Here is a 23244-nt window from a genome sequence, read left to right as displayed (position 1 = left end):
ATTAAGAAGAAGTAGAAGTTGCTAAACGACGTTTTTTCAATTTAACGATAGTGTACTGATGAACTCTACTATTAATCGGGTAAAAATAAGTCAAGATCAAACTAATGATCAATGCTGTTGTTGGTAAAATCACAATTGCCTGACGAATTGCCACTAAAGCAGAATGGGGTTGGACTAATTTAATCGGTCCAGGAATTGCAGCTTGGAAACCTGACCAATCTAACCATTGTCCTACAAAAAATAATCCTATAGCAAAAGTAATTTGGTAAATAAACATCAAGATACTGTAGAATAAACCTTCTCTTCTTTCTCCTGTTGTTAATTCATCCCAATCGATTACTTCTGGTAACATCGAAGCAGGTATAAAGTAGGTGGTAGACATCCCCACTCCTGCCACCATTGCTAAAGAATACATTGTAAATTGTTCTCCTGGTTGGAGATAAAATAAACCAATTTCTGCCACAATCCAAATAATGCTTCCTAACGCAAAAACTTTCTTTTTGCCTAGTTGTTTACTAAGCGGTTCCCAAATAAATAAAGATACTAAAGCGGTGGTTTGCATTAATAACACTACTTGGGTAACTACAGCAGAGTTAAGCTTGAGACAGTTAATCACAAAATAGGGCAAAATGGCTGGAGTAATTTGTACTGCTAACCAAGATAAGGCGTATATTCCTACCAACATTAATAAAGGTTGATTGCACAAAATTGTCTTGATTCCTTGCCAGTTATAGGAAGAAGTAGATTTTGGCGTGTGGGGATGTTCGTTGATCTTCCAACAACTAGAAACAATTGATACTACTGTAAAGGCAGCACAAATCAATCCCAACTCGAATAACTGCTGTCGCGGATTGTAAATCCAATGAGCAATTAACTGAGACAATAAAAGTGAACCAATACAACCAGCTAGGGAAAAACCAAAACGCATACTATTGAGACGCAGATGATCGTTATGATCGTCACTTAAATCTGTGATCAATGCACCATAAGGTACGACAAAAGCACTAGCAGCAGTCTGAAACAGAAGAGCGATCGCAAGATAATAACCAAACTTCAACCAGTCTTGGTTAGGAGGAATCCACCACAATAAAAAGAAACTAAATCCTAAGATCGGCGCACTAGCAAGCATCCAGATTCTTCTTCTTCCCCAAGCACAAGTAGTGCGATCGCTTAAAATTCCTACTAATAAAGTGCTAATGGCACTCCAGCAGTTACTCAACAACAAAATGATTCCTGCTAAATTGGCTGGTAGTCCTGCTACAGTAGTCAAAAAGAACAAGAAAAAGATCACTAGAATATTTCCAGCCATCGAAGGACCAAAATCAGCAACACCATACGCCAATTGCGTGGAAAAACTAAGTTTTTCTTCTTGAGAATGATTTTCTCTCATTGAAACTAAATTTTTTAAAGTCAATTTTACTATCGTCAAAATTGGTTCGGTCTAAAATAGACTCGTTCCAACTAAAAAGTATTAAAAGTTATCAAAATTAATTAAGGTTCAGCAAAATAAATTTGCTAAATGAAGGTAAATATATCAAGAAAATGAAATATTTGTAAACTAACTTTAGATGAATCTCAGATTTAATTGAGTAACCTCAAAAAAAATCGGGATCAAGTATTTTGTATTTGGCGAGATCGAGTAAACCATCAATCTAGGTAATTAAACTCATTAAGCACCTTTGTCGATCAAGATTATTTCTACAAGCTCTCTTGATTTTGTTCAATCACCAGATTGCCAAAAATTAATCTCTATCTCCACAAACTAATGTTAGGTATTTGTAACTCAATCTTTAGGTAGATTTTTTGAGGAAAATGATTTTTTATTTAATTAAACAAATTTTAGGAAATGATTAGATTAACCTAAGCAATTAAAATTGGGAAAAAATGCTTCGCTGAAAAGCGACTACCGAAGGTAGCAGCATCCGCGGTCAGGCGTAGCCTGGCGCAGAAGCGATCGCTTGAGTATTAAATTAATTCTAAAAAAATTTAATTATGATTCGCTCTAAAATAAGAAATGCTCATAATATTGTTGAGTTTAATCAACACTAATTTTTATTTTTTGATAAATTAATTTTAAGATTTACTCTTAATTTACATTTCTACTAAAAATGAATTTACCTGATTTAGAGGCTCAAACTATTGAACGCATTATTGAAATGGCATGGGAAGACCGCACTCCTTTTGCAGCTATCGAACTTCAATTTGGTTTATCAGAAAAAGAAGTAATTGCTCTAATGAGAAAAGAAATGAAACCCTCTAGTTTCAAAATGTGGCGCAAACGAGTAACAGGACGTAAAACTAAACATTTACAAAAAAGAGATTTTTTTGTCGGTAGATTTAAATCGGCTCGTCAAAAAACCTAAAGGTAATTAATTAAAATTAAACTACTACAATTTCTGATAAAAAAGCTGTTTTAATAATCTCTAGGAATGATATACTGGTTTTTTAAGCTTTTATACTTTTAATAACTACTATTTTAATTGTAAATGAGTCAGAGCCAATTTCAAAATTAAGAATTTGTTTATTTTAACTGGCTACTGTTTATACTAGGTTGGATTAAACAATATTATCAAGTTTGTGTGCCAAGACGGTTAGAAATGACCCCCAATCAGACTAAACTGTTGATCGTCGATCACGATCCGATCTTTCGCCTTGGTTTTTGTACTGCCTTAGCATCTGTTCCTGGTTTTCGAGTTATTGCCCAAGCAGATACTATCGCCAACACTTTACAACTATTGGCACAAGGATTGATTCCTGATATTTTGATTTTGGAAATAGCTGTAGGAAGTTTTGCTGGCAAAAGTTTATCTTCTTTACAACTTTGTCAACAATTAACACAACAGTATCCTAATCTAGCTATTTTTATTCTTACTTCCGTAACCGAACCTGAGTCATTACTTACCGCTAAAGCATTAGGAATAAAAGGTTACTGTCTTAAAGGAACTAATTTAGAGACAATTGTATTTGCTTTACGTCGTCTTGCCAGTGGAGGGGTTTATTGGCAACAAGAAAGTCTTCCCACTCCTAATTTATGGCAAAACTTTTTATCTCGGTTGGGTAATTCAGGTAAACAACAAATTCAAGATAATATTAATCAAATTAATAACCAATTAACAACTAATAATTTATCTACTTTAGATCAATTATTTTGGTCTGGTCGCAAACGAGAATTATTAGTAGCTCGTTGGTTGGTTAATCGTCTGACTTCGACTAAATATAATTATAGTTCGGAACGTATTTCTATACCAAAAGCTTTACCTAAAACTCAAGATAACTTAGTTTTACCACCACCAAAATTAAGTTTAGCTAAAATTGATCAGGATTCGGTTACCGCCCAAATTCTGAGAAATATTTTTGCTCAAATTCAATTGGGAACGGTTAATTCTACAGGTATTGTTTTAGAAATTGATATTTTGAGAACTGCTAAAAAACAAGAGATTTTATATATTGTTCTTAATCAAATTATTAAATATTTAGAATTATCAAGTCAAGAAAATTTACAAGAAGAAATTGACCAAACTTTATGGTTGATTTGGCAAGAAGCAACGATTGATTTTTGGAAAAAAAATATTGATAATTCTGTTTTGATTACTAATCAACAATTAAGTGAAGTTTTGACTCAAGAATTTATTCTTGTCCAAGAAAATGTTTTTAGAGAAAACTATTTCATTCGAGAACTATTTGAATATTTGTTGTGGGAAAAACCCTTGGTAATTGATAATGTCTCTTATCGTCCTGATGCTCCTGAAGCTATGATCAGAGCAGAATATTTACTGGAAAACTTATTAATTCAAGTTGCTAACTCAGTAATGCAGTTTATTTTAAATAACTTTTATGACTTAGAAATATTGAAATATAATCTTTATCATCGTAACTATCGCAGTTCCAGAGCAATTGCTCGTTTTCGTAATGAGTTATCTTGGCGATACCGTCTTGAAAAGTATTGGAACAATCCTCAAAATATTTTTGAAAGTCGCTATCGTTTGTTGACTTTACAACAGCATACTATTCAAACTAGGTTTATTTATGCACCGAGGATTGCTGAACTGGAACGTTTAGAAGGACTGCCTTGGTTAACTACGATTATTTTAGAAACAAGAGACGCGATCGCTCCTAGACTACGTTCAATTATAGCTGCTGTTGGTAGTGGTTTAGTTTATGTTTTGACTCAAGTCATTGGTAGAGGAATTGGTTTAATTGGTAAAGGTATCCTTCAAGGAATTGGTAGCACCGTGCAACCGCCTTACTACGATCAAAAAGATGATTTCTTTAGCAGCGAAAGCAATAGCGAGCGCAATAATTAATCAAAAAAATTATAAGCACCCAAGTTATATAGGTTTTGGGTGCGTCTTACTATATACCAGCAATTTTATGTTTTTTGCGCTGGCGTTATTTAAAGTTTGATTTTATTTATTTATCTATACATATATAATAAATTGCTTACCTAAGTTCAGTAGTTTTTCTTAATTATTTCTTTAGACAGTTACAAAAATATTTATTTAAAATGTGTTGTTCAACTACATATTTAGAAGATTGCAACATAAAAATGTAAAAAAAGTGTTGAATTGAGTTAATTAATTAACTTTTTCTTTACAAAATACGCTTAAATTGAAAGTATTGTAACTGAGACTGTTGATGATACTGATGCAGGAAACCTCAAAAACAAATAAGAGGTTACATACTTTTAGCCCCCGCGAACTCATGCCCTTGCAACCAGAACATTTTTGGCTACTCAAACAAGGAGTAGTTAAAACTTGTACCTGGAACGAAGAGGGAACAGCGATAACTTTGGGCTATTGGGGTTCGGGAGATATTGTCGGTCATTCCCTATCTCTGGTCAATCCCTATCAAATTGAATGTTTAACTACTGTGGAGGCGATTTGCGTTCCTCTTCGTCAGTGTGACTGGTTATCCGATTCAATTTGTCGCCATATTCAACAAACCGAAGAACTGTTATATATAGTTAGATCAGAACGAATGTATCACCGTTTGTTAAAAATTTTAGTATGGCTGGCACGTAAATTTGGTAGAGAAGTTGAACGGGGAAAGTTGATCGATTTACCTTTAACTCATCAGGAGTTAGCCGAAATTATCGGTACTACTAGAGTAACTGTAACTAAATTGATTAATCAATTAGAACAAGAAGGCGTGATTGCTCGTCCTCGTCGTAATTTAATAATTTTACAAAGCGATCGCTCTTGAATTTCTAGTTGAACGCTTTTTTGTTAAGAATCGTTAAGATGAATACAGGTTAACAATAGAGTCAATGATCTTTTAGTCATTGGCTTTATTATTGCTAGAATCCTAAGTTTGTTAAAGAATCTGTGAAAGTTTTTATCGATCTCGAACCAACTAAACGGCGTAATTTACTAACCTTATTTATTACTGGTTTACTATTTTGGTTTAGTATTACCTCTTTGTTACCAGTACTACCTCTTTATATTAGGGATATAGGAGGGACAAAGCAGCAAATTGGGTTAGTGATGGGCTGTTTTGCTATTGGTTTGCTTCTATCTCGTACCTGGTTAGGACAATTAGCTGATTCTCAAGGACGAAAAATTTCGATTTTAATTGGTACTGCGGTAGTGGGTATTGCGCCGTTGGGGTATTTGGTTGCCAACTCAGTTTCCTTACTAATGATTTTGAGGGCGTTTCACGGCATTAGCATTTCTGGGTTTACCACTGGTTATAGTGCCTTAGTGGTTGATATTTCTCCACCCAAGCAAAGAGGAGAATTAATTGGTTATATGAGTTTGGCAATTCCGATTGGTATGGCATTAGGACCGGCTTTAGGAGGATATCTTCAAGCCAATTTCGGCTATACACCATTATTTTTAATTGCTGCGATCGCAGGATTGATTGCTTTTGTCTGTGCTAGTCAAGTTAAAGAAGAACTAAATTTAAAGAGTCAAAATCGCGATCCACAGCTTGAATTAGAACCCAGTCGCAGTTTTGGGGAATTAATCAAACATTCTTCTTTTGTCATTCCAGGAATAATTATGTTGCTAATTGGTTTAGTTTTTGGTACTTTAGCAACTTTTTTACCGCTATACATTCAAGAAACAAAATTAGATTTTAATGCAGGCTTGTTTTATGCGGTAGCTGCGATCGCATCTTTTATTGCTCGCGTGGTGGTAGGAAAAGCTTCGGATACTTGGGGAAGGGGATTATTTATTACTTTTAGCTTGATTTGTTATACCATTTCCATGCTGTTACTCGCGGATGCGACTCTACCCTCGATTTTGATCCTCGCTGCTTTTGTTGAAGGCACAGGTGCAGGAATCTTAATTCCCATGTTAATTGCTCTAATGAGCGATCGCTCTTATTTAACTGAAAGAGGAAAAGTTTACGCTATTTGTATTGGTGGCTTTGATTTAGGGGTTGCGATCGCAGGACCAATACTTGGTACATTAGCTTTGGTAGTTAGTTATTCTACAATGTTTTATTGGTCAGGCGGACTAGCTGCGATCGCTTTATTGATCTTTCTCACCAAATCTAGTAAAAGTGTGCGTCATTCATTGCGATTTGCTTTGGGTAAAGAAGGCGATGTTTACGCTATTGAATAGTTATGGCAGTTTTCTATCTAATAAGGTACAATCTAGCATTCTGATTTTTTGTTAATTGTTGATTACTATAACACTACGTATTTAGGTTAGGACACGCAAATCTTGTCAGGGCGATTGGTCAATCGCCCCTACGATTTACAATAATGTCCTAATCTTTCTTTGTACTGCTATACTTGCTACTTTTTACTTTTTATTTCCTGGTAACTGGTAACTGCCAAACTGATTTCTTATGAATGCCCAAAAATTCTCTTCTCTCTTGTGTTTATCTGTTTTATCTACGTTGTTTATCAATGCTTGTAACGCTCCTCAAGCCAATAACAACCAAGGAACAGATAACAGCACACTGAAATTATTATATTGGCAAGCACCAACTATTCTAAATCCTCATCTTTCCACAGGATTTAAGGATGCTGAAGCTAGTCGCATTACATTAGAACCTCTAGCTAGTTTTAATAATAATAATGAATTAGTTCCAATTCTCGCAGAGGTAATTCCTTCAGAAGCAAACGGTGGTTTAGCTGCTGATGGCAAATCAGTTACTTGGAAACTAAAACAAGGAATTAAATGGTCTGATGGAACTCCGTTTACTGCTGCTGATGTAGTCTTTACTTATCAGTTTATAACTAATCCTCAAGTTGGTTCGGTTTCAGCAGGAACTTATGAAGTAATTCAAAGTGTCGAAGCGATCGACGAACATACAGTTAAAATTAATTTTAAAGAAGTTAATCCTGCTTGGGCTTTAGTTTTTGTTGGTACACAGGGAATGATTCTTCCTAAACATATCTACGAAGCTTACAACGGTGTTAATACTAGAGAAGCACCAGCCAATCTTAAACCTGTAGGAACGGGAGCTTATCGAGTAGTAGAATTTAGACCAGGTGATACGGTAATTTATGAACCTAATCCCGAATTCCGTCAAGCAGAAACATTAGGTTTTCAAAGAGTTGAACTAAAAGGTGGTGGTGATGCCACTTCCGCTGCCAGGGCAGTGCTACAAACAGGGGATGCAGATTATGCTTATAACTTACAAGTCGAAGCTTCTATTTTAAAAGAACTAGAAGCTGCTGGAAGGGGAAAAGTAATAGCTAACTATGGTGCTTTAATGGAAAGGATCATTATCAATCACAGCGATCCTAACCAGACTACAGCAGAAGGCGAACGTTCTAGTGTAAAAATTCCCCATCCCTTCTTTAGCGATCGCAATGTTCGTCAGGCTTTAAATTTGGCTATTGACCGCGATACCATTACTCAACAATTATACGGCGTGACAGGAAAAGCTACTGCTAATTTTTTGGTTGCACCTGAACAATATGTTTCTGGTAATACTAGTTATGAATTTAATCTCGAACAAGCAAGTAAATTATTAGATCAGGCAGGATGGCGTGATACTAATGGTAATGGCATCAGAGATAAAAATGGGGTAGAGATGCAAATCGTCTTTCAAACCTCAGTTAACCCTCTACGTCAAAAAACTCAAGCTATTGTTAAACAAAATCTGCAATCTTTAGGCATAGGAGTGGAATTAAAAAGCATCGATCCTGGTGTTTATTTTTCGAGCGATCCTGCTAATAACGACACGGTAGAACATTTTTATGCCGATCTACAAATGTATACTTCGGGTAATACTAATCCCGATCCTGGTGCTTATATGCAGTTTATGACTTGCGCTCAAATTCCTCAACAAGCTAATAACTGGACGGGGAATAATAATGCTCGCTATTGTAATCCCAAATATGATACTTTGTGGCAACAATCTACTAAAGAATTAGATCAAGCAAAAAGAACGCAACTATTTATCCAAATGAATGATTTATTAATTGATGAAGTTGCTATCATTCCTTTAGTTCATCGGGCTGATGTAGTGGCTTTTAGTAATAATCTTACTGGTTATGAAGTTACTCCTTGGGATTTACGTACCTGGGATATTATGAACTGGAAACGTCAGCAGCAGTAAAATAGTTTTAACTTGAAAAAGTTTGAAATTATCAAAAATATTTTTGAAATAGCAAAATGGTTTCTTTAGCTAAATGGTCGATTACAGATTATCACAAAATGATCGAAGCGGGGATTTTACAGAACCGCCATATTCAATTGATTGATGGAGAATTAATTGAAATGAATCCAGAAGGCTTAATTCATGCAGCTTATGGCGGTAGTATAGCTGATTATTTACGTCAGCGTCTTTCTAGTTAAATAAATTGTCCCAACCTAAACCAATATCTTGATTTACTTAAAACGCTTCCCACTACCATCAATAAAATGGTATAAACATAGAGATGGCAATGGAGCTTGCCAAAACCGCCCTTTGTTTTTAAGTTTTTCATAATCTTTAAGAGGCTGATAGCTCCTACTCTTCCGACTTGTAGCGGAAAGGTAGGTTTATTGATGCCCTTAATTAAACTTTCTGTTGCAAGTCACGTTATTCAATCGATTCATCTTTAACGTAGCGTGATGTTAGCAAGTATTATTTTGATTTTACTAATCGGTTTTTTTGTCGGGCAAATTGCTCGACGACTCAAAGCTCCTGCCTTGGTGGGTATGGTACTAGTTGGGATTTTGTTAGGCCCCCAAGTAGCCAAGGTTATTAGTTCAGATGTTCTAAATACGGCAGATTCTTTCCGCACGATTGCTGTGATGGTAATTTTGATGAAAGCAGGGTTAGGACTCGATCGCGAAAAATTGGCTCAACAGGGAACTGTAGCGTTACGCTTAGGTTTTTTGCCTGCTGCTTGTGAAGCGATCGCTATTGCTGTTATTTCTGTCTGGTTACTCAAGTTTGATTTTTGGACTGGATTGCTATTAGGCTGCATTATTGGGGCAGAATCCCCTGCGGTGATTGTACCAGGAATGTTGCGCTTAAAAAGCTTGGGTTGGGGAGTCCAGAAAGGAATTCCCGATGCGATTTTAACAGGGAGCGCACTTTCTGACGTGTTGCTGTTGTTGGTGTTTAGTCTACTGCTAGCTTTTCTATCCCAGGAAGCAACTACAGGTATTACTGTCTTAGGAATAATTACTCTTAGTCCTTTGCAGTTATTACCATTTCAAGTCATCATCCAAATTGTTTTGGGGGTACTCTTGGGATGGGTAACGGCTCAAATCCTGGTATTACTGCTAGCTAAACAAAATTGGACTCAAACAACAGTTCAGGATTCTTTAGTCGCTGCTAGCTTTGCTTTATTGTTGGTAGTAGTAGCGGAAAATGTTCCTGTTTTTTCTGGCTATTTAGCTGTCATGGCAACAGGGTTTTTCTTGATTGAGTTAGATGCACCTTTAGCAAGACGTTTGCGAAATGGGTTTGACAATTTGTGGACAATTGCTGAAATTATTTTGTTTGTGCTGTTGGGAGCGAGTATTCAACTCAATGTTTTAGGCGATACCTTATTGATTGGTTTGCTAATATTGGTAATCGGAACACTAATTGGTAGATCTTTAGGTTGGTATCTTGCCACCCTTGGTAGTAACTGGACTTGGAAAGAACGTTTGTTTTTACTACCAGGAAATTCAGCTAAAGCAACAGTACAGGCAGCAATTGGGGCGATTCCTCTGGCTCAAGGTATCTCAGGAGGAGACACAATTCTAGCGATCGCAGCCCTGTCAATTTTGCTCACAGCACCTTTAGGAGCTTGGGCAATTCCAACTTTTGCTCCCAAACTGCTTCAAAAAGGTGAGGTTGATCCGACTAAAGTTGCGATTAATCGGTCTATTATTCTGTTAGCTGCGGTGGATACTTCATCCCTATCAACTCAAGTTTTGACCAAGGCAGCCGAACTAGCTCGTCGAAGTGATGGTAAAGTATTGGTACTGCACGTAATTCGAGTTAATGATCCTCAAAAAGTTCAACTTTTACAGGAGCAAACCAAACGAATTTTAGCCGACATTCGCCATCAATTTATTGCAACCTTCGGATCAGTGCCAGAAGAAATTGTTCTTACCGCACAAAAGCATGAAGTTACTGAAATTGTCATTGGTAAACGTGGACATCGCCCGTTTGATGAGGTTTTAGTGGGTTCGGTTTCTCAATCCGTTTTGGAGATGAGTCAGTTTCCCGTTTTAGTGGTTGAAGATGACTTGTAGAGCAAGTCTTATCGCCAGCAAAGATAAAATAATCTAGGTAAAACATATTAGAGGCAATATGGTAACGAGAAGAATTGTAGAGTTGTTAAGAAATGGTCAACCAGATGAATCCGTAACTATTCAAGGTTGGGTGCGGACTAAACGCGAACTTAAAGACTTTTCTTTTATGGAAGTTAATGATGGTTCGTCTTTAGCCAATCTGCAAGTAGTTCTCGATGCCAGCTTACCAGATTACGAGCAGCTACTCAAAAAAATTAATACAGGTGCTTCGGTAGAAGTCTCAGGAACGTTAGTCGCATCAGTGGGAAAAGGACAAACAATTGAACTGAAAGCTGATTCTGCACAAGTCTATGGAGAAGCAGATCCTGAAACCTATCCTCTACAAAAGAAACGTCACTCGTTTGAATTTTTACGTAATATCAGTCATTTGCGATCGCGTACTAATACTTTAGGTGCAGTATTTCGGGTACGCAATGCTTGTGCTGCTGCCATTCATCAGTTTTTTCAAGATAGAGGTTTTTTATGGATTCACAGTCCAATTATTACTGCTAGTGATTGTGAGGGTGCAGGCGAATTATTTACTGTTACTAGTTTGGATTTAAATAAAATTCCGAAAACGCCTCAAGGAGAAGTTGATTATAGTCAAGATTTCTTTGGCAAACCAGCTTATTTAACTGTCAGTGGACAATTACAAGCTGAAGTTATGGCAATGGCGTTTCAAAATGTTTATACTTTTGGTCCTACTTTCCGTGCAGAAAATTCTAATACTTCTAGACATTTGGCAGAGTTTTGGATGGTAGAACCAGAAATGGCTTTTTGCGATCTTGAAGGCGATCAAAATTTAGCAGAAGAGTTTCTCAAATATATGTTTCAATATGTTCTGGATCGTTGTCCAGAAGACATGGAATTTTTTAATAAATGGGTCGATCAAACTGTTTTAGCGACAGCCGATAATATTATCAATAATGAATTTGAACGAATTACTTATACTGAAGCGATTAATTTACTAGAAAAAGCTGATAAAAAATTTGAGTTTCCTGTGCAATGGGGGATTGATTTACAATCGGAACACGAACGATATTTAGCCGAAGAATTGTTTAAAAAACCTTTAATTGTTACCAATTATCCTAAAGAGATTAAAGCCTTCTATATGCGACTCAATGATGATGGTAAAACCGTAGCAGCTATGGATGTTTTAGCTCCAAAAATTGGTGAAATTATTGGCGGTTCGCAAAGAGAAGAAAGATTCGCAGTTTTAGAAGAACGTATTCAAGCTTTAGACATGGAAACTGATAGTTTGTGGTGGTATTTGGATTTACGTCGTTATGGAACTGTTCCTCATGCTGGTTTTGGTTTGGGATTTGAAAGAATTGTTCAGTTTATGACAGGAATGGGAAATATTAGAGATGTAATTCCTTTCCCCAGAACTCCTTTAAGTGCTGATTTTTAAAATAGTGTTGGTGGGCATTTTTGATTAGGAAAAATTAATTACGGTAAATTAAAAAAAATGCTTGCCAATGCTAAACATATAGTGATCAAATTAACATTTTTAAGTTGAATTTCAGTGATGGTATTATTGTTTGGTTAATAATAAAAAAACTCTCCCTATCAACCTTGATCTATAACTATAACCATTCAATCTTTCTAGCTGCTTCTGGTAATTTACTTTCTTGTTGTCCTTGGGTTCGTGCTTGAAAACCAATCAAATCTATCGGAGTTTTGATCAGATCGATCCAAGGTGTTTTTCTTGCGATCGCTTTTAAACTATCTGTAGGTAATTCTTTAAGTAACCATCGACTAATACGATAAAAAACTTCTTGAGGAGTTAATTCTCTCATTAAATCAACACCATGAAGTTCATGTAGATAACGATTAGAACTTCCATAACGTCGAAATTGACTACGAAAATTTTTTAAATTAGAACGATGGCGATGTTCAATAATTGCAGTTGGTGCATAAGCTAATTGCCATGAAGTTTCTTTTTGAATACGCCAACAAATATCAGCATCACCACCAGTAGTTAAATGAGGACGAAATAATCCTACTTTTACAAAAGCTTCTTTTCTAATGGCAATGTTAGCAGTTTGTCCGTAGGGATAAAAAGGGTGTTGGAGCAAAAATTTTTGAGACATAACCTGATTGCGATCAGCATATTTTTCTAGTAAAGTATTTCCGCATAAGGCAACTACTTCACCTACAATAATACCGATTTGAGAGTTATTAAAAGGTTGAACAATTTGTTCTAACCAATTTGGTTGGGGACGACAATCAGCATCAGTAAAAACTAAAATTTCTCCCTTAGCTTGACGAATTCCTAAATTACGCGCAGCATAAGAACTTTGAATTTCTTTTTCGGTAAGATGTCTTAGGTTAATTCCTGTTTCAGAAACTGTTTGTTGGACTTCTTTTAAAATAATTGGAGTGCGATCGCTACTGTTATTATCTACTAATAAATATTCACTTAATTGTTTTGGATAAGTTTGTTTCAATATACATTCAATCAATTGGGGTAAATCAGTTTCACCATTATAAATTGGAACGATTACTGATATTGAAGGAAAATATTTTGCTTCATTACTCATAATTTGTAACTGTTCGATTTTTTTATAATGCTAGCCACATTGATAAATCTTTTTGCAGTAAATCTTGTAATTTCAAAATATCTTCTTGATAAATTTTGATTAATTGCTTACGGTCTTCTTCTGACAAGGGAGCTTGTTTTTTATCAACAGAATTGAAATTAACCAAGCTATCTCGAAGTTTTTGTCTAGTTTCTAAAGGAACAATAATTTTAAGACTATTAGCAACAAGAGTTCTGAGAGGATTTTGGCGTTGAAGTAAATTATTAATAGTTTGATTTTTAGGAACTTTCGCAACTTGAGCTTTCTTGCTAACATCAGGACAAAAAGTATCATCTACATCCAAATAACGATACATTTCTTGCATGATCTCTTGAGGTTGTTTACAAAAATCTTCGTAGAGAAAAACTTTAATTTGTTCAGGGGAAAATTGATCGTAGTAAAATTTTAATGGCTCGTAATAAAAACCTTTACGAATAATAAAAGATTTATGCGCGCTATATTTAATTTGTTCAGAAAGAGGACGAGAACCGATCGCATCTCGAATATGCATCAAATAATCAGAATAGGCTCGTTCTACAGGATTTCTTAAAATAGCAATTAATTTAGCATTAGGAAGATATTGTTTGATTTTTGGTGCAGAAGATTGATAATGAAATAAATAATTAGGAGAAGCCTCGCCAATCGCAATTTCATCTTGAACGTCAGTAAACAATTGGCAATAATCATCAAAGGTAATAATACCTTTTTTATTACGTTCTTCTACTGGAAGACTTTCCCAATTTTTTTCAAAAAAATTAGTTTCTTTAACTGGACTCATATAAATTTGAGGATGTTCTTGAAGATAGTTATAAATTGAAGTTGTGCCAGCTTTTTGAATGCCAATGATTAAGAAGTTGGGAAGTCTCATAGTTTTATTTTTACTCAATTATTGACGCAACATTATTGGAAATATCAAGTAATTTTTTCAATTTTAACCAATCGTACTCTACAATTAATTAAAATGTTTATGCTTATTTTGGTTATAGTTTTGACAGAATTAATTTATTAACCTACAATAGTTATAATGTCAAGATTTTATTGTTTTTTTTGAGAGACATTTAATATATTAAATCTATTTAATTAAGACTTGATAAAAATACTGAATTGTTTGGTAAAAATTAGATGAAATACTTCTTTTAAATTAGTTTAATCAGTATTTTTACGATACAAGCGATCGCCATACTCAAAGATAGTAATATCAAGTACGAATAATTGGTTGAAATAAAAAAGCCTGGTTGCATTTGCTAATTACTAATTACTAATTACTAATTACTTGTTATAGCGTTTCTCGAATCCACAAGGTACACTTAACACCTGCCTCCTGCCTTAAATCCAAATACTTTGTACCTCACCAGTATAAGAACTGCTATATCTGACCTCAACTTTAATATAATTATTCAACCGAACTTGATATAAGATGTTCGTCAAGCGCGATCTCGCCTGGAAGCGAGGCTCATCCGCGATCACGCGTAGCCTGGCGCAGAAGCGATCGCGGATGTGTGTATTGAAGGGTTATTGTTTAAGTACAGAATGGATCTTAGTTTAATGCCTATTCTATTTCTTTTTTCTCCTGCTGTAGAAAACTACCCTGCTTAAATCGATTAATTTACCGAGTATCCAATCTTATTCATAAATTAAAATCGTTTGGGTTGTTTGTTTAGCTCAGGAACAGGAAAATCGGCAGAAGAATTTAAATGGAAATTAGTTTCCTTTTCTAACAAAACATTTTGCTCTGTTGATTCTAACTTGAGTGATTTTTCAGCCAAATTAAAATTGTCAGTACTTGAGCCTAAAGATAACTGTTGTTGGACAGGTTCGAGTATTTGTGTAGTCTGAACTTGTTGTTCTAATTGTTCAGTTGAAGAAACTAAATTACCTAAACCATTGACTAAATTTTTAACATTATTCACAAAAGCAGGATCGCCGGTGATTTGTTCTAGATCAGCCGTAATTTTCTGAGCATTGACAAAAGTTACTCTGGCAGAATCTAAGGTTTGTTGTAAAGTTACTAAATTATTTGGGTTGCTAAAAGTTGCTGAAATATCTTTAAGGTTAGCTGAAGCTTCTGCTGCATTTGCTGTTAAAGTTTCTAAGTTTTGAACTAACTGTTCGGTATTAGTATTACCTAAACTTTTGTCTATTTGTACCGTTAAATTTTGTAAGCGATCGCTAGTAGTTTTAATATTATCTAAAGTGGCTACTAAATTACTACGATTTTGAGTTACTAGCTGATTGACACTAGTTGTAAGTTCACTGATTTGATTAGCTGTTTTTTTATACTGTTCGGCAGTAGAAGCAATTTGTTCTGAACTATTTTCGGCTACTTTAGTAATGGCATTAGCTGTATTAGAAAAAGTTTTTAATTGTCCTCTGAGATCTTTTACCAACACAGAAAGATCTCGACTTAATTGAGTTGCTTCACCCGCAGCCATCGAAGTGTTTTGCACCGCAGTATTGATATTGTCAAAAAATCGCGGATCGCTGTAAAGAGTACTCATCTGGTACATCAAAGGCATCAGATCGTCAAGAGTAATACCTGGTTGTCCTTCTAAGCGGTCGTTATTGCAAATAATCAGACTTGAATCACAATTTTGACTCAAAGGATTGGTAGCTTGAGCTTGATCGGGAAGTTGGTTTTGGGGAATTATAGCCACAAAAGTTTCTCCAATCAATCCTGAACTACTAGCTTGAATCAGAGCGTTTTTCGGAATTAGGAGATCGGAAGAGGAAATTTCCATCATTACGTCTACACCATTAGTTCCAGGCATAATATCGGTGATTTTGCCAACTTTTAAACCCCGATAACGAACCGAATCTCCGACTTGAATCCCATTAACATTAGGAAATTGGGCAATGACTTGATAACTTTTTTCAGTAAAATTTATTCCTCGCAGCCACAAAGCAACCGCACCAAATAAAGCAATACCAATCAAAGCCAATAACCCAACAGAACCTTCCCGAATTGTTCGCGATCGCAACATCTTATCCTTCCTCTCACTGAAAATTTAGTTTAATCGATAATCCGAATTGGACCTTTAATACTGGCACTAAAAAACTGTCTCACCAAAGGATTATCTGTGGTATCAATTTCTTGAACATTTCCTTGCCATTGAATTTGACCGCCATAAAGAAAAATAATTCGGTCGGCAGTACGACGTATGGTGCTGTTTTGATGACTAACCATGACGTACGTACCACATACTCCAGTACTACACTGAAGACGACGAACTAAATCTTCGATTACAGTCGACGCGATTGGATCTAGCCCAGCAGTAGGTTCATCGTAGAGAATAACCTCTGGATTTGCTTGAGGAGTCTCGGGGTTGGACATAATAGCGCGAGCAAAACTAACTCGTTTACGCATCCCTCCCGATAGTTCCGCCGGATAGCGATCGCCAGTTCCACCTAAACCTACCATTTCAAGCTTTTCTTCAACTAATTTCCTAATTTTTTTTTTGGATAAATTGGAATGTTGATATAAAGAAAAACCAACATTTTCTTCTACAGTCAGGGAATCAAACAAGGCTGCTTGCTGAAAAACCATACTAATCCCAATCGGATCTTCGCCGTCTTCAATTAAGCCTGTTCGTTTTTGTCCCTTGATGTAAATTTCTCCTGCATCGGATGGAAGCAAACCAGCAATAATTCGTAAAATCGTTGATTTTCCTGTACCAGAAGGACCAATAATGACTAAAGCCTCTCCCCTCTCAATAGTTAAATCGACGTGATCGAGAATAACGTTGTTGCCAAAGGACTTACTGACACCCTTTAGTTCGATCAGAGGTTCTCTTGGTTGGTCTAAGTTTGCTGCCATAAAAGTCAATCAAGATTGCAGGTGAGCCAAAGCTGCCAGTATAAATAATTATCTATGCAACTTAGTACACACAAGTATCTATAAGGTAGCAAGTTTTGACCTAGGATTTGTTGGGATAATCCATCAGACAAACTCTTATTTTATAGATTTATTTCTGAAACAGCTTTAGCCAAAAAAAAAGAGACTCCTTGAGGATAGAAGTCTAAATTCTGGCAAATTTGCTTAGGAAAGTTTTAATTATTGGGGCATTAACAAAGCAACTAAATGATGAGTAAAAGATAAACTATCAATTACCATACCTGTACACAACAGCATCATGTAGAGAATTGAATACTTGAACAAAGAACGAGCTAATTGTTTGTCTTGAGGTGCTTGTTTCAGTTGCCAAGCTTTACGGAGAAAAATCACATTTAAACTAAGAGCGATCGCACCATAAACTATCCCCAAGCTACCAATTGGATAAATCAATAATAAAGTAAACGGAATTACCAAAATTGTGTAGAGCCAAATTTGTTTAACTGTAATTTCTTCTCCTTCAATCACTGGTAGCATCGGTACTTGCACCTGAGCATAATCATCTTTAATCATCAAAGCTAATGACCAAAAATGAGGAGGAGTCCACAGGAAAATAATTACGAATAGTAACCAAGGTATCCAGTTCAAATCACCTGTTACGGCTGCCCAACCTACCAAAGGAGGAATCGCACCAGCAGCACCACCAATGACAATATTTTGGGTGGTATGACGTTTAAGCCAGTGAGTATACACCAGCATATAAAAAACAATTCCTGACATAGCTAGACTAGCTGCCAAAAGATTGACAAATAGAGCTAACAACCCAAAAGAAAGTACTCCTAAAATGATGGCAAAAATTAAAGCGTGTTGAGTTTGTACTTTTCCAGAAGGGATTGGGCGTTTGCGCGTCCGCACCATCGTATAATCAATGTCTTGATCGTAAATACAATTTAAGACTTGAGCCGAAGCAGCAGCAAGAGTACCTCCTAACAAAGTAATAATCAACAAGAAAGAATCTACGTTCCCCTTCGAGGCAATCCACATCGAGGCAGCAGTTGTAATTAAAAGTAGAGGAATAATTCTAGGTTTGGTTAATTGATAGTAACTTTTGATTACTTCTAGAAAATTCTCATTGCTTCGGGCAACACTTGTCCCAGTCATTCTTACTATTCCCAAATTCTATATTAATAAATCAAATAGGAGCTTCTACAGGCATTAAAGCGTAAATCATTTTTTTAACGCTCATTTTTAAGGTTTAGTTCCTAATTGCTTCTTTTTGGTAACTTTGATTACCAGAGCGATCTCGTAAAGCTAAAACAGTAAATGCTACTAATACACCTAGTAAAATTGCACCAACAGCTTGATGAGTTACAGTCAAAGGTTCGACTTGAAGATGTAATTTAAAAGTAGCAATTCCTAGTAAAATTTGTAAGCCAACTAAACCAGCAGCAGTATTAGCTAATTGTCTCAACTGTTCGGATAAAGCAGGGGTACGCCAAGCTAACCATACTAAAACAATCGTGGCGATGGTAGGAGGAAAGACTCCAGCAATATGACTATTCATCACTAGACACAATTGCGAGTCACTTAAACATTGATGTAAAGCCCAGCGAGAAGCGACTAAAGCTCCGATTAAACTTTGAAGATAAACCAAAATAGCTGCGCTTAAACCAACGAAAGCTAACTTTCCTGCTACTTGAGTACCTTGATAAGGAGTTAAACAAGTTCCGATCACAATCAAAGTACAGAAAAAAAGTAAAGCTGTACCCAAATGAGCCGTAACAATATCAAAACGCAGTAATTGAGTTACTGTAAGCCCACCAAGAATACCTTGAAATACGATTAAAAAAAGCGCAAAACAAGCAGCCCAAGGTAGCCAAGTAGGTACTTTCGCCCGATGCCACCAAGATAAACCAACTAAAGCGATCGCGCTTAAACCAATCAAAGCAGCATCTAGGCGGTGAAACCATTCTAGAAACACTTGGAGATTCATCTGTTGAGTCGGTACTAGTTGACCATAACACAAAGGCCAATCTGGACAAGCTAAACCTGCATTCATTACTCTGGTTGCACTACCTACTGCCATCAATAGTAAAGTCGCGATCGCTATTTTCCACACTAAACGACGTAGCCAAATCTGAGGTTGAGATTGAGAGAAATTTTGGTTACTTGGTTTAACTTGTGGCTGAAATATTGACTGTGCCATAGCAATAAATACGTTTATAAAACTTGATTAGTGTTTCTGTGATTGCTCAATTGCAAAAGAGTCGAAAGAAAAAACAAATTTTTTCCCCTATCTATCAATCTAGCGACGTTTTTACTAGAGATAAATTCTTTTGGAGATTCTTCAGATTGACTTAAAATTTAATTAATAAAAATTCATCAAATTCTAAATAAAAAATTAAAGTTATTTGTTTTTTTCTTGATCGCTCATCTGATTGTTTTAAAAATGCTAATCTTAACTTTAGTGATCCCGAAAAAAATCTAAAAAATAATCTGAGATTCTGTCTCTAACTAACTCCTAGCTAGAAGTTTGTCTTACCCTAGTACAAAGGAAGGTAAATAACTTAAATTCAATTTATTGTCGTGATTGAACTAATTGTGTCTCCGTTGTCGTAATAAATTCATTTCATTCCTAGCTAGCAGATTTAGAGAAGAGATACCCGTGAATATTCCCAGTAATATAGTTACTCTCATTGCAGGTATAGTACTAACTTTGATCAGTCTTTGGTACGGTCAAAATCATGGACTATTACCAATAGCTGCTTCTAATGAAGCAACTCAAGTAGATGAACTTTTTAATTTAATGATGACCATTGCTACAGGTCTATTTTTGTTAATTGAAGGAGTTCTAGTCTACATCCTGATTAAATTTCGTAGACGCGAAGGCGATACTACCGATGGCCCCTCAATAGAAGGAAACGTTCCTTTAGAAATTGTTTGGACTGCCATACCTGCTGTGATCGTTTTCATTTTGTCTATCTACAGTTTTGAAGTCTACAATGCTATGGGTGGACTCGATCCGATGGCTGCCCATGATATGGGACCTAAAAAGCTTGCCCACTCTCATCAATCGGAATTGATTGCTTTTAATTCAGAAAACCAACAATTAGCTTTAGGTTTAGGAGCTTCTCCTGAGAGCAATCAAGGAGCTAATCCTTTAATTATTAATGTCAATGGCATTCAATACGCTTGGGTGTTTACCTATCCTGACACAGGTATTGTTTCTGGAGAGTTACACATTCCTGTAGATCGTCCAGTCCAACTTAATATTTCTGCTGGAGATGTGCTACACGCATTTTGGCTACCAGAATTTCGCATTAAACAAGACGCTATCCCAGGTAGAGAAGTACAATTAACCTTTACTCCCACTAGAATTGGTCAATATCCTGTGATCTGTGCTGAATTATGTGGGGCTTATCATGGCGGTATGAAAACTCAGTTGTACGTACAAACAGCAGCAGAATACGAGCAATGGGTACAGCAAAATACGATCGCAGATGGTGAAACAAATCAGTCTATAGCTTTTAATTCTCAGTCTACAGAGCCGGATTTGTTAGCTCCTTATGCCGAAAAAATCGGTTTAGAAGCCAATTCTTTAGCACTACTACATCATTCTCATCATTAAATTAATCCAGTTTCATCGCCAACCAGATTGACCTAAAAAACAGTTATAAGTCTAAACCGTTGGCAAACAAACATTCAAGATTTAGGATTTTATGAGTACATCAGCAGCAGATACTGCTACTTCTCAAATTAATGGACATGGGGTTGAACATCAACCAAGGAAGTGGCAAGATTATTTCACTTTTAATACCGACCATAAAGTCATCGGTATTCAATATTTAGTTACAGCTTTCTTTTTCTATTTTGTTGGTGGTGCGTTGGCTGAAGTAATGCGCACCGAATTGGCAACTCCCGATCCCGATTTTATTCAGCCTGAGTTTTACAATCAGACGATGACGATGCACGGATCGATCATGTTGTTTTTGTGGATTATTCCCGCAGGGGCTGCTTTTGCTAACTATCTGATTCCTCTGATGATTGGGGCAGAAGATATGGCATTTCCTCGGTTGAATGCAGTCGCTTTCTGGATGCAGCCTGTTGGAGGAGTTTTACTATTAAGTAGCTTTTTTGTCGGCGCACCGCAAGCTGGCTGGACTTCTTATCCTCCTTTAAGCTTAGTTGCAAGTAAATGGGGCGAAGAACTTTGGATTATGACCATTTTAATTTTGGGAACATCCTCAATTTTGGGAGCGATTAACTTTCTCACCACTATTTTGACGATGCGCATCCCAGATATGGATATCCATAGTATGCCTTTGTTTTGCTGGTCGATGTTGGCTACTTCTGCTTTGGTTTTACTAGGTACACCAGTTTTAGCAGCAGCTTTGATTTTACTTTCCTTCGATTTGATTGCAGGAACGGCTTTCTTTAACCCGACAGGAGGAGGAGATCCGATTGTTTATCAACATATGTTCTGGTTTTACTCCCATCCAGCCGTTTATATCATGGTGTTGCCCTTTTTTGGCGCAATTTCCGAAATATTACCCGTTCATGCCCGTAAACCGATCTTTGGTTATAGAGCGATCGCGTATTCGAGTTTAGCCATTGCTTTTTTAGGGTTAATCGTTTGGGCGCACCATATGTTTACTAGTGGTACTCCTGGTTGGTTGCGGATGTTTTTTATGGCAACTACCATGATTATCGCTGTACCAACAGGCATTAAAGTTTTTAGTTGGTGTGCCACCCTTTGGGGCGGAAAACTCAATCTCAATAGCGCTTTACTATTTGGAATGGGTTTTATTTCTTCCTTTTTAATCGGTGGTTTAAGTGGGGTAATGATTGCCTCCGTACCCTTTGATATTCATGTCCACGATACTTATTTCATTGTTGCCCATTTCCACTACGTTCTTTTTGGTGGAGCAGTTTTAGGCTTGTTTGGTGCAGTTTATCACTGGTTTCCAAAAATGACGGGGCGTATGGTCAATGAAACTTGGGGTAGAATTCATTTTATTTTGACTTTTATTGGTCTAAATATGACTTTCTTGCCTATGCACCAATTAGGTTTACAGGGTATGAACCGTCGCGTTGCTTTATACGACCCCCAATTTCAATTTCTAAACCAGGTTTGTACGGTAGGGTCTTATATTTTGGCAGTTTCGACCATTCCTTTTGTAATCAATGTTGTCTGGAGTTTGTATAAAGGCGAAAAAGCTGGTCGTAATCCTTGGCGCGCTCTTACTTTAGAATGGCAAACTTCTTCACCACCAATTATTGAAAACTTTGAAGAAGAACCCGTGTTATGGGCAGGCCCTTATGATTATGGGATCGATACCGAAAGTATTGATGGTGATGAATCTGTTGAAGATATGTTGGCAGAAGTAGGTGCGGAAGCACCATAACAGTTATCAGTTACCAGTTACCAGTAAAGATAATTAATGAATTGTCCGTACATCATTTACTGAAATTCAATGAAGACTAGCTGGTAACCCATCATCTCGAAAAACTAATTACAAAAGGAATTTATGCAAGGTTCAACTATAGAAGAGTCGAAACTCAATCTTAATTATCATAAAGAAGCGGAAGCTCATCATGGTCATCCCGATCATCGGATGTTTGGAATTTTTGTGTTTCTGCTTTCTGATAGTATGACCTTTTTGGGCTTTTTTGCTGCTTTATTAATTTATCGCAGCATTATGCCTGCTTGGCCTCCTGAAGGTACGCCAGAATTGGAATTATTCATCCCCATCCTCAACACAATTATTCTGGTTTCTAGTAGTTTTGTGATGCACCGAGGACAAACCGCTATTAAAAATAATGATGTAGCTGGTTTACGTCTTTGGTTTGGTATTACCGCAGTCATGGGGGCTGCTTTCTTGATGGGGCAAGGCTATGAATATTTTCATGCCGAGTTTGGTTTGACTACTAACTTATTTACCAGTTGCTTTTTTGCTTTGACTGGTTTTCACGGTTTGCACGTAACTGTCGGATTGTTACTCATTTTATCCGTTCTCTGGCGATCGCGTGATGCGAACCATTATTCTAGTAGTAATCATTTCGGTGTGGAAGCAGCAGAAATTTATTGGCACTTTGTTGATGTTATTTGGGTAATTCTGTTTGTTCTGGTTTATTTGTTGTAATTTTGGTTTGA

18 protein-coding genes and 1 riboswitch are annotated in these 23244 nt (G+C 36.4%); of the genes, 11 read left to right on the top strand and 7 right to left on the bottom strand.

Going from position 1 to position 23244, the window contains the following annotated elements; all coding sequences use genetic code 11:
* Position 1: 1 nt before the first annotated feature.
* The gene (locus STA7437_RS02160; protein ID WP_015191726.1) at positions 2-1390 is read right to left on the bottom strand and encodes an MFS transporter; all 1389 of its coding nucleotides are present in this window, start codon (positions 1388-1390) and stop codon (positions 2-4) included.
* A 718-nt stretch (positions 1391-2108) separates the two neighbouring features.
* Here STA7437_RS02160 and STA7437_RS02155 point away from each other — a divergent pair.
* From STA7437_RS02155 to asnS, 8 genes are all read left to right on the top strand, one after another.
* Positions 2109-2363: a TIGR03643 family protein gene (locus tag STA7437_RS02155; protein WP_015191725.1), complete on the top strand. Its 255-nt coding sequence runs from the start codon at positions 2109-2111 to the stop codon at positions 2361-2363.
* Positions 2364-2597: 234 nt separating this feature from the next.
* Positions 2598-4304 carry a DUF3685 domain-containing protein gene (locus STA7437_RS02150; RefSeq protein ID WP_015191724.1) on the top strand — a complete coding sequence of 569 codons (1707 nt, stop codon included), beginning with the start codon at positions 2598-2600 and terminating at the stop codon, positions 4302-4304.
* A gap of 331 nt (positions 4305-4635) precedes the next feature.
* Positions 4636-5202, top strand: a complete 567-nt coding sequence (locus STA7437_RS02145; protein WP_015191723.1) for a Crp/Fnr family transcriptional regulator — start codon at positions 4636-4638, stop codon at positions 5200-5202.
* Between the two features lie 122 nt (positions 5203-5324).
* Entirely contained in the window at positions 5325-6566 is a 1242-nt protein-coding gene (locus STA7437_RS02140) for an MFS transporter (RefSeq protein WP_015191722.1), read from the top strand.
* Between the two features lie 229 nt (positions 6567-6795).
* Positions 6796-8520, top strand: a complete 1725-nt coding sequence (locus tag STA7437_RS02135) for a peptide ABC transporter substrate-binding protein (RefSeq protein WP_015191721.1) — start codon at positions 6796-6798, stop codon at positions 8518-8520.
* A gap of 56 nt (positions 8521-8576) precedes the next feature.
* A complete protein-coding gene (locus STA7437_RS02130; RefSeq protein ID WP_015191720.1) occupies positions 8577-8759 on the top strand; it encodes a PDDEXK family nuclease in 183 nt (60 codons plus the stop codon).
* Between the two features lie 76 nt (positions 8760-8835).
* A riboswitch (Fluoride riboswitch) is annotated at positions 8836-8923 on the top strand.
* Between the two features lie 94 nt (positions 8924-9017).
* The gene (locus STA7437_RS02125; RefSeq protein ID WP_015191719.1) at positions 9018-10640 is read left to right on the top strand and encodes a cation:proton antiporter; all 1623 of its coding nucleotides are present in this window, start codon (positions 9018-9020) and stop codon (positions 10638-10640) included.
* Between the two features lie 58 nt (positions 10641-10698).
* On the top strand, positions 10699-12090 hold the full coding sequence (gene asnS, locus STA7437_RS02120; RefSeq protein ID WP_015191718.1) for an asparagine--tRNA ligase: 1392 nt from the start codon (positions 10699-10701) through the stop codon (positions 12088-12090).
* 175 nt (positions 12091-12265) lie between these two features.
* Here the strand turns inward: asnS and STA7437_RS02115 are convergent, their stop codons facing one another.
* The 6 genes from STA7437_RS02115 to STA7437_RS02090 form a co-directional block, all read right to left on the bottom strand.
* Positions 12266-13222, bottom strand: a complete 957-nt coding sequence (locus STA7437_RS02115) for a glycosyltransferase (protein WP_015191717.1) — start codon at positions 13220-13222, stop codon at positions 12266-12268.
* 22 nt (positions 13223-13244) lie between these two features.
* On the bottom strand, positions 13245-14129 hold the full coding sequence (locus STA7437_RS02110; RefSeq protein ID WP_015191716.1) for a sulfotransferase family protein: 885 nt from the start codon (positions 14127-14129) through the stop codon (positions 13245-13247).
* 766 nt (positions 14130-14895) lie between these two features.
* On the bottom strand, positions 14896-16242 hold the full coding sequence (locus tag STA7437_RS02105) for an MlaD family protein (RefSeq protein ID WP_015191715.1): 1347 nt from the start codon (positions 16240-16242) through the stop codon (positions 14896-14898).
* A gap of 29 nt (positions 16243-16271) precedes the next feature.
* Positions 16272-17075, bottom strand: coding sequence for an ABC transporter ATP-binding protein (locus tag STA7437_RS02100; protein WP_015191714.1), 804 nt, complete (start codon positions 17073-17075; stop codon positions 16272-16274).
* Positions 17076-17312: 237 nt separating this feature from the next.
* Positions 17313-18251: a heme o synthase gene (locus tag STA7437_RS02095; RefSeq protein WP_015191713.1), complete on the bottom strand. Its 939-nt coding sequence runs from the start codon at positions 18249-18251 to the stop codon at positions 17313-17315.
* A 94-nt stretch (positions 18252-18345) separates the two neighbouring features.
* A complete protein-coding gene (locus tag STA7437_RS02090; protein ID WP_015191712.1) occupies positions 18346-19296 on the bottom strand; it encodes a COX15/CtaA family protein in 951 nt (316 codons plus the stop codon).
* 459 nt (positions 19297-19755) lie between these two features.
* Between STA7437_RS02090 and STA7437_RS02085 the strand changes: the two genes are divergently transcribed.
* From STA7437_RS02085 to STA7437_RS02075, 3 genes are all read left to right on the top strand, one after another.
* The gene (locus STA7437_RS02085) at positions 19756-20718 is read left to right on the top strand and encodes a cytochrome c oxidase subunit II (protein ID WP_015191711.1); all 963 of its coding nucleotides are present in this window, start codon (positions 19756-19758) and stop codon (positions 20716-20718) included.
* Positions 20719-20809: 91 nt separating this feature from the next.
* Positions 20810-22495 carry a cytochrome c oxidase subunit I gene (gene ctaD / locus STA7437_RS02080; RefSeq protein WP_015191710.1) on the top strand — a complete coding sequence of 562 codons (1686 nt, stop codon included), beginning with the start codon at positions 20810-20812 and terminating at the stop codon, positions 22493-22495.
* A gap of 123 nt (positions 22496-22618) precedes the next feature.
* Entirely contained in the window at positions 22619-23233 is a 615-nt protein-coding gene (locus tag STA7437_RS02075; protein WP_015191709.1) for a cytochrome c oxidase subunit 3, read from the top strand.
* Positions 23234-23244: the final 11 nt, after the last annotated feature.

The organism is Stanieria cyanosphaera PCC 7437, assembly GCF_000317575.1.
Taxonomy (GTDB): Bacteria; Cyanobacteriota; Cyanobacteriia; order Cyanobacteriales; family Xenococcaceae; genus Stanieria; species Stanieria cyanosphaera.
This window is presented reverse-complemented; position numbering and strand designations above follow the sequence as displayed.

What these genes read in the sequence shown, in the direction of transcription:
- STA7437_RS02160 (WP_015191726.1), bottom strand. Translation starts at nt 1,390, where the DNA reads ATGAGAGAAAATCATTCTCAAGAAGAAAAACTTAGTTTTTCCACGCAA.
- STA7437_RS02155 (WP_015191725.1), top strand. Translation starts at nt 2,109, where the DNA reads ATGAATTTACCTGATTTAGAGGCTCAAACTATTGAACGCATTATTGAA.
- STA7437_RS02150 (WP_015191724.1), top strand. Translation starts at nt 2,598, where the DNA reads ATGACCCCCAATCAGACTAAACTGTTGATCGTCGATCACGATCCGATC.
- STA7437_RS02145 (WP_015191723.1), top strand. Translation starts at nt 4,636, where the DNA reads ATGATACTGATGCAGGAAACCTCAAAAACAAATAAGAGGTTACATACT.
- STA7437_RS02135 (WP_015191721.1), top strand. Translation starts at nt 6,796, where the DNA reads ATGAATGCCCAAAAATTCTCTTCTCTCTTGTGTTTATCTGTTTTATCT.
- STA7437_RS02130 (WP_015191720.1), top strand. Translation starts at nt 8,577, where the DNA reads ATGGTTTCTTTAGCTAAATGGTCGATTACAGATTATCACAAAATGATC.
- STA7437_RS02125 (WP_015191719.1), top strand. Translation starts at nt 9,018, where the DNA reads ATGTTAGCAAGTATTATTTTGATTTTACTAATCGGTTTTTTTGTCGGG.
- asnS (WP_015191718.1), top strand. Translation starts at nt 10,699, where the DNA reads ATGGTAACGAGAAGAATTGTAGAGTTGTTAAGAAATGGTCAACCAGAT.
- STA7437_RS02115 (WP_015191717.1), bottom strand. Translation starts at nt 13,222, where the DNA reads ATGAGTAATGAAGCAAAATATTTTCCTTCAATATCAGTAATCGTTCCA.
- STA7437_RS02110 (WP_015191716.1), bottom strand. Translation starts at nt 14,129, where the DNA reads ATGAGACTTCCCAACTTCTTAATCATTGGCATTCAAAAAGCTGGCACA.
- STA7437_RS02105 (WP_015191715.1), bottom strand. Translation starts at nt 16,242, where the DNA reads ATGTTGCGATCGCGAACAATTCGGGAAGGTTCTGTTGGGTTATTGGCT.
- STA7437_RS02100 (WP_015191714.1), bottom strand. Translation starts at nt 17,075, where the DNA reads ATGGCAGCAAACTTAGACCAACCAAGAGAACCTCTGATCGAACTAAAG.
- STA7437_RS02095 (WP_015191713.1), bottom strand. Translation starts at nt 18,251, where the DNA reads ATGACTGGGACAAGTGTTGCCCGAAGCAATGAGAATTTTCTAGAAGTA.
- STA7437_RS02090 (WP_015191712.1), bottom strand. Translation starts at nt 19,296, where the DNA reads ATGGCACAGTCAATATTTCAGCCACAAGTTAAACCAAGTAACCAAAAT.
- ctaD (WP_015191710.1), top strand. Translation starts at nt 20,810, where the DNA reads ATGAGTACATCAGCAGCAGATACTGCTACTTCTCAAATTAATGGACAT.
- STA7437_RS02075 (WP_015191709.1), top strand. Translation starts at nt 22,619, where the DNA reads ATGCAAGGTTCAACTATAGAAGAGTCGAAACTCAATCTTAATTATCAT.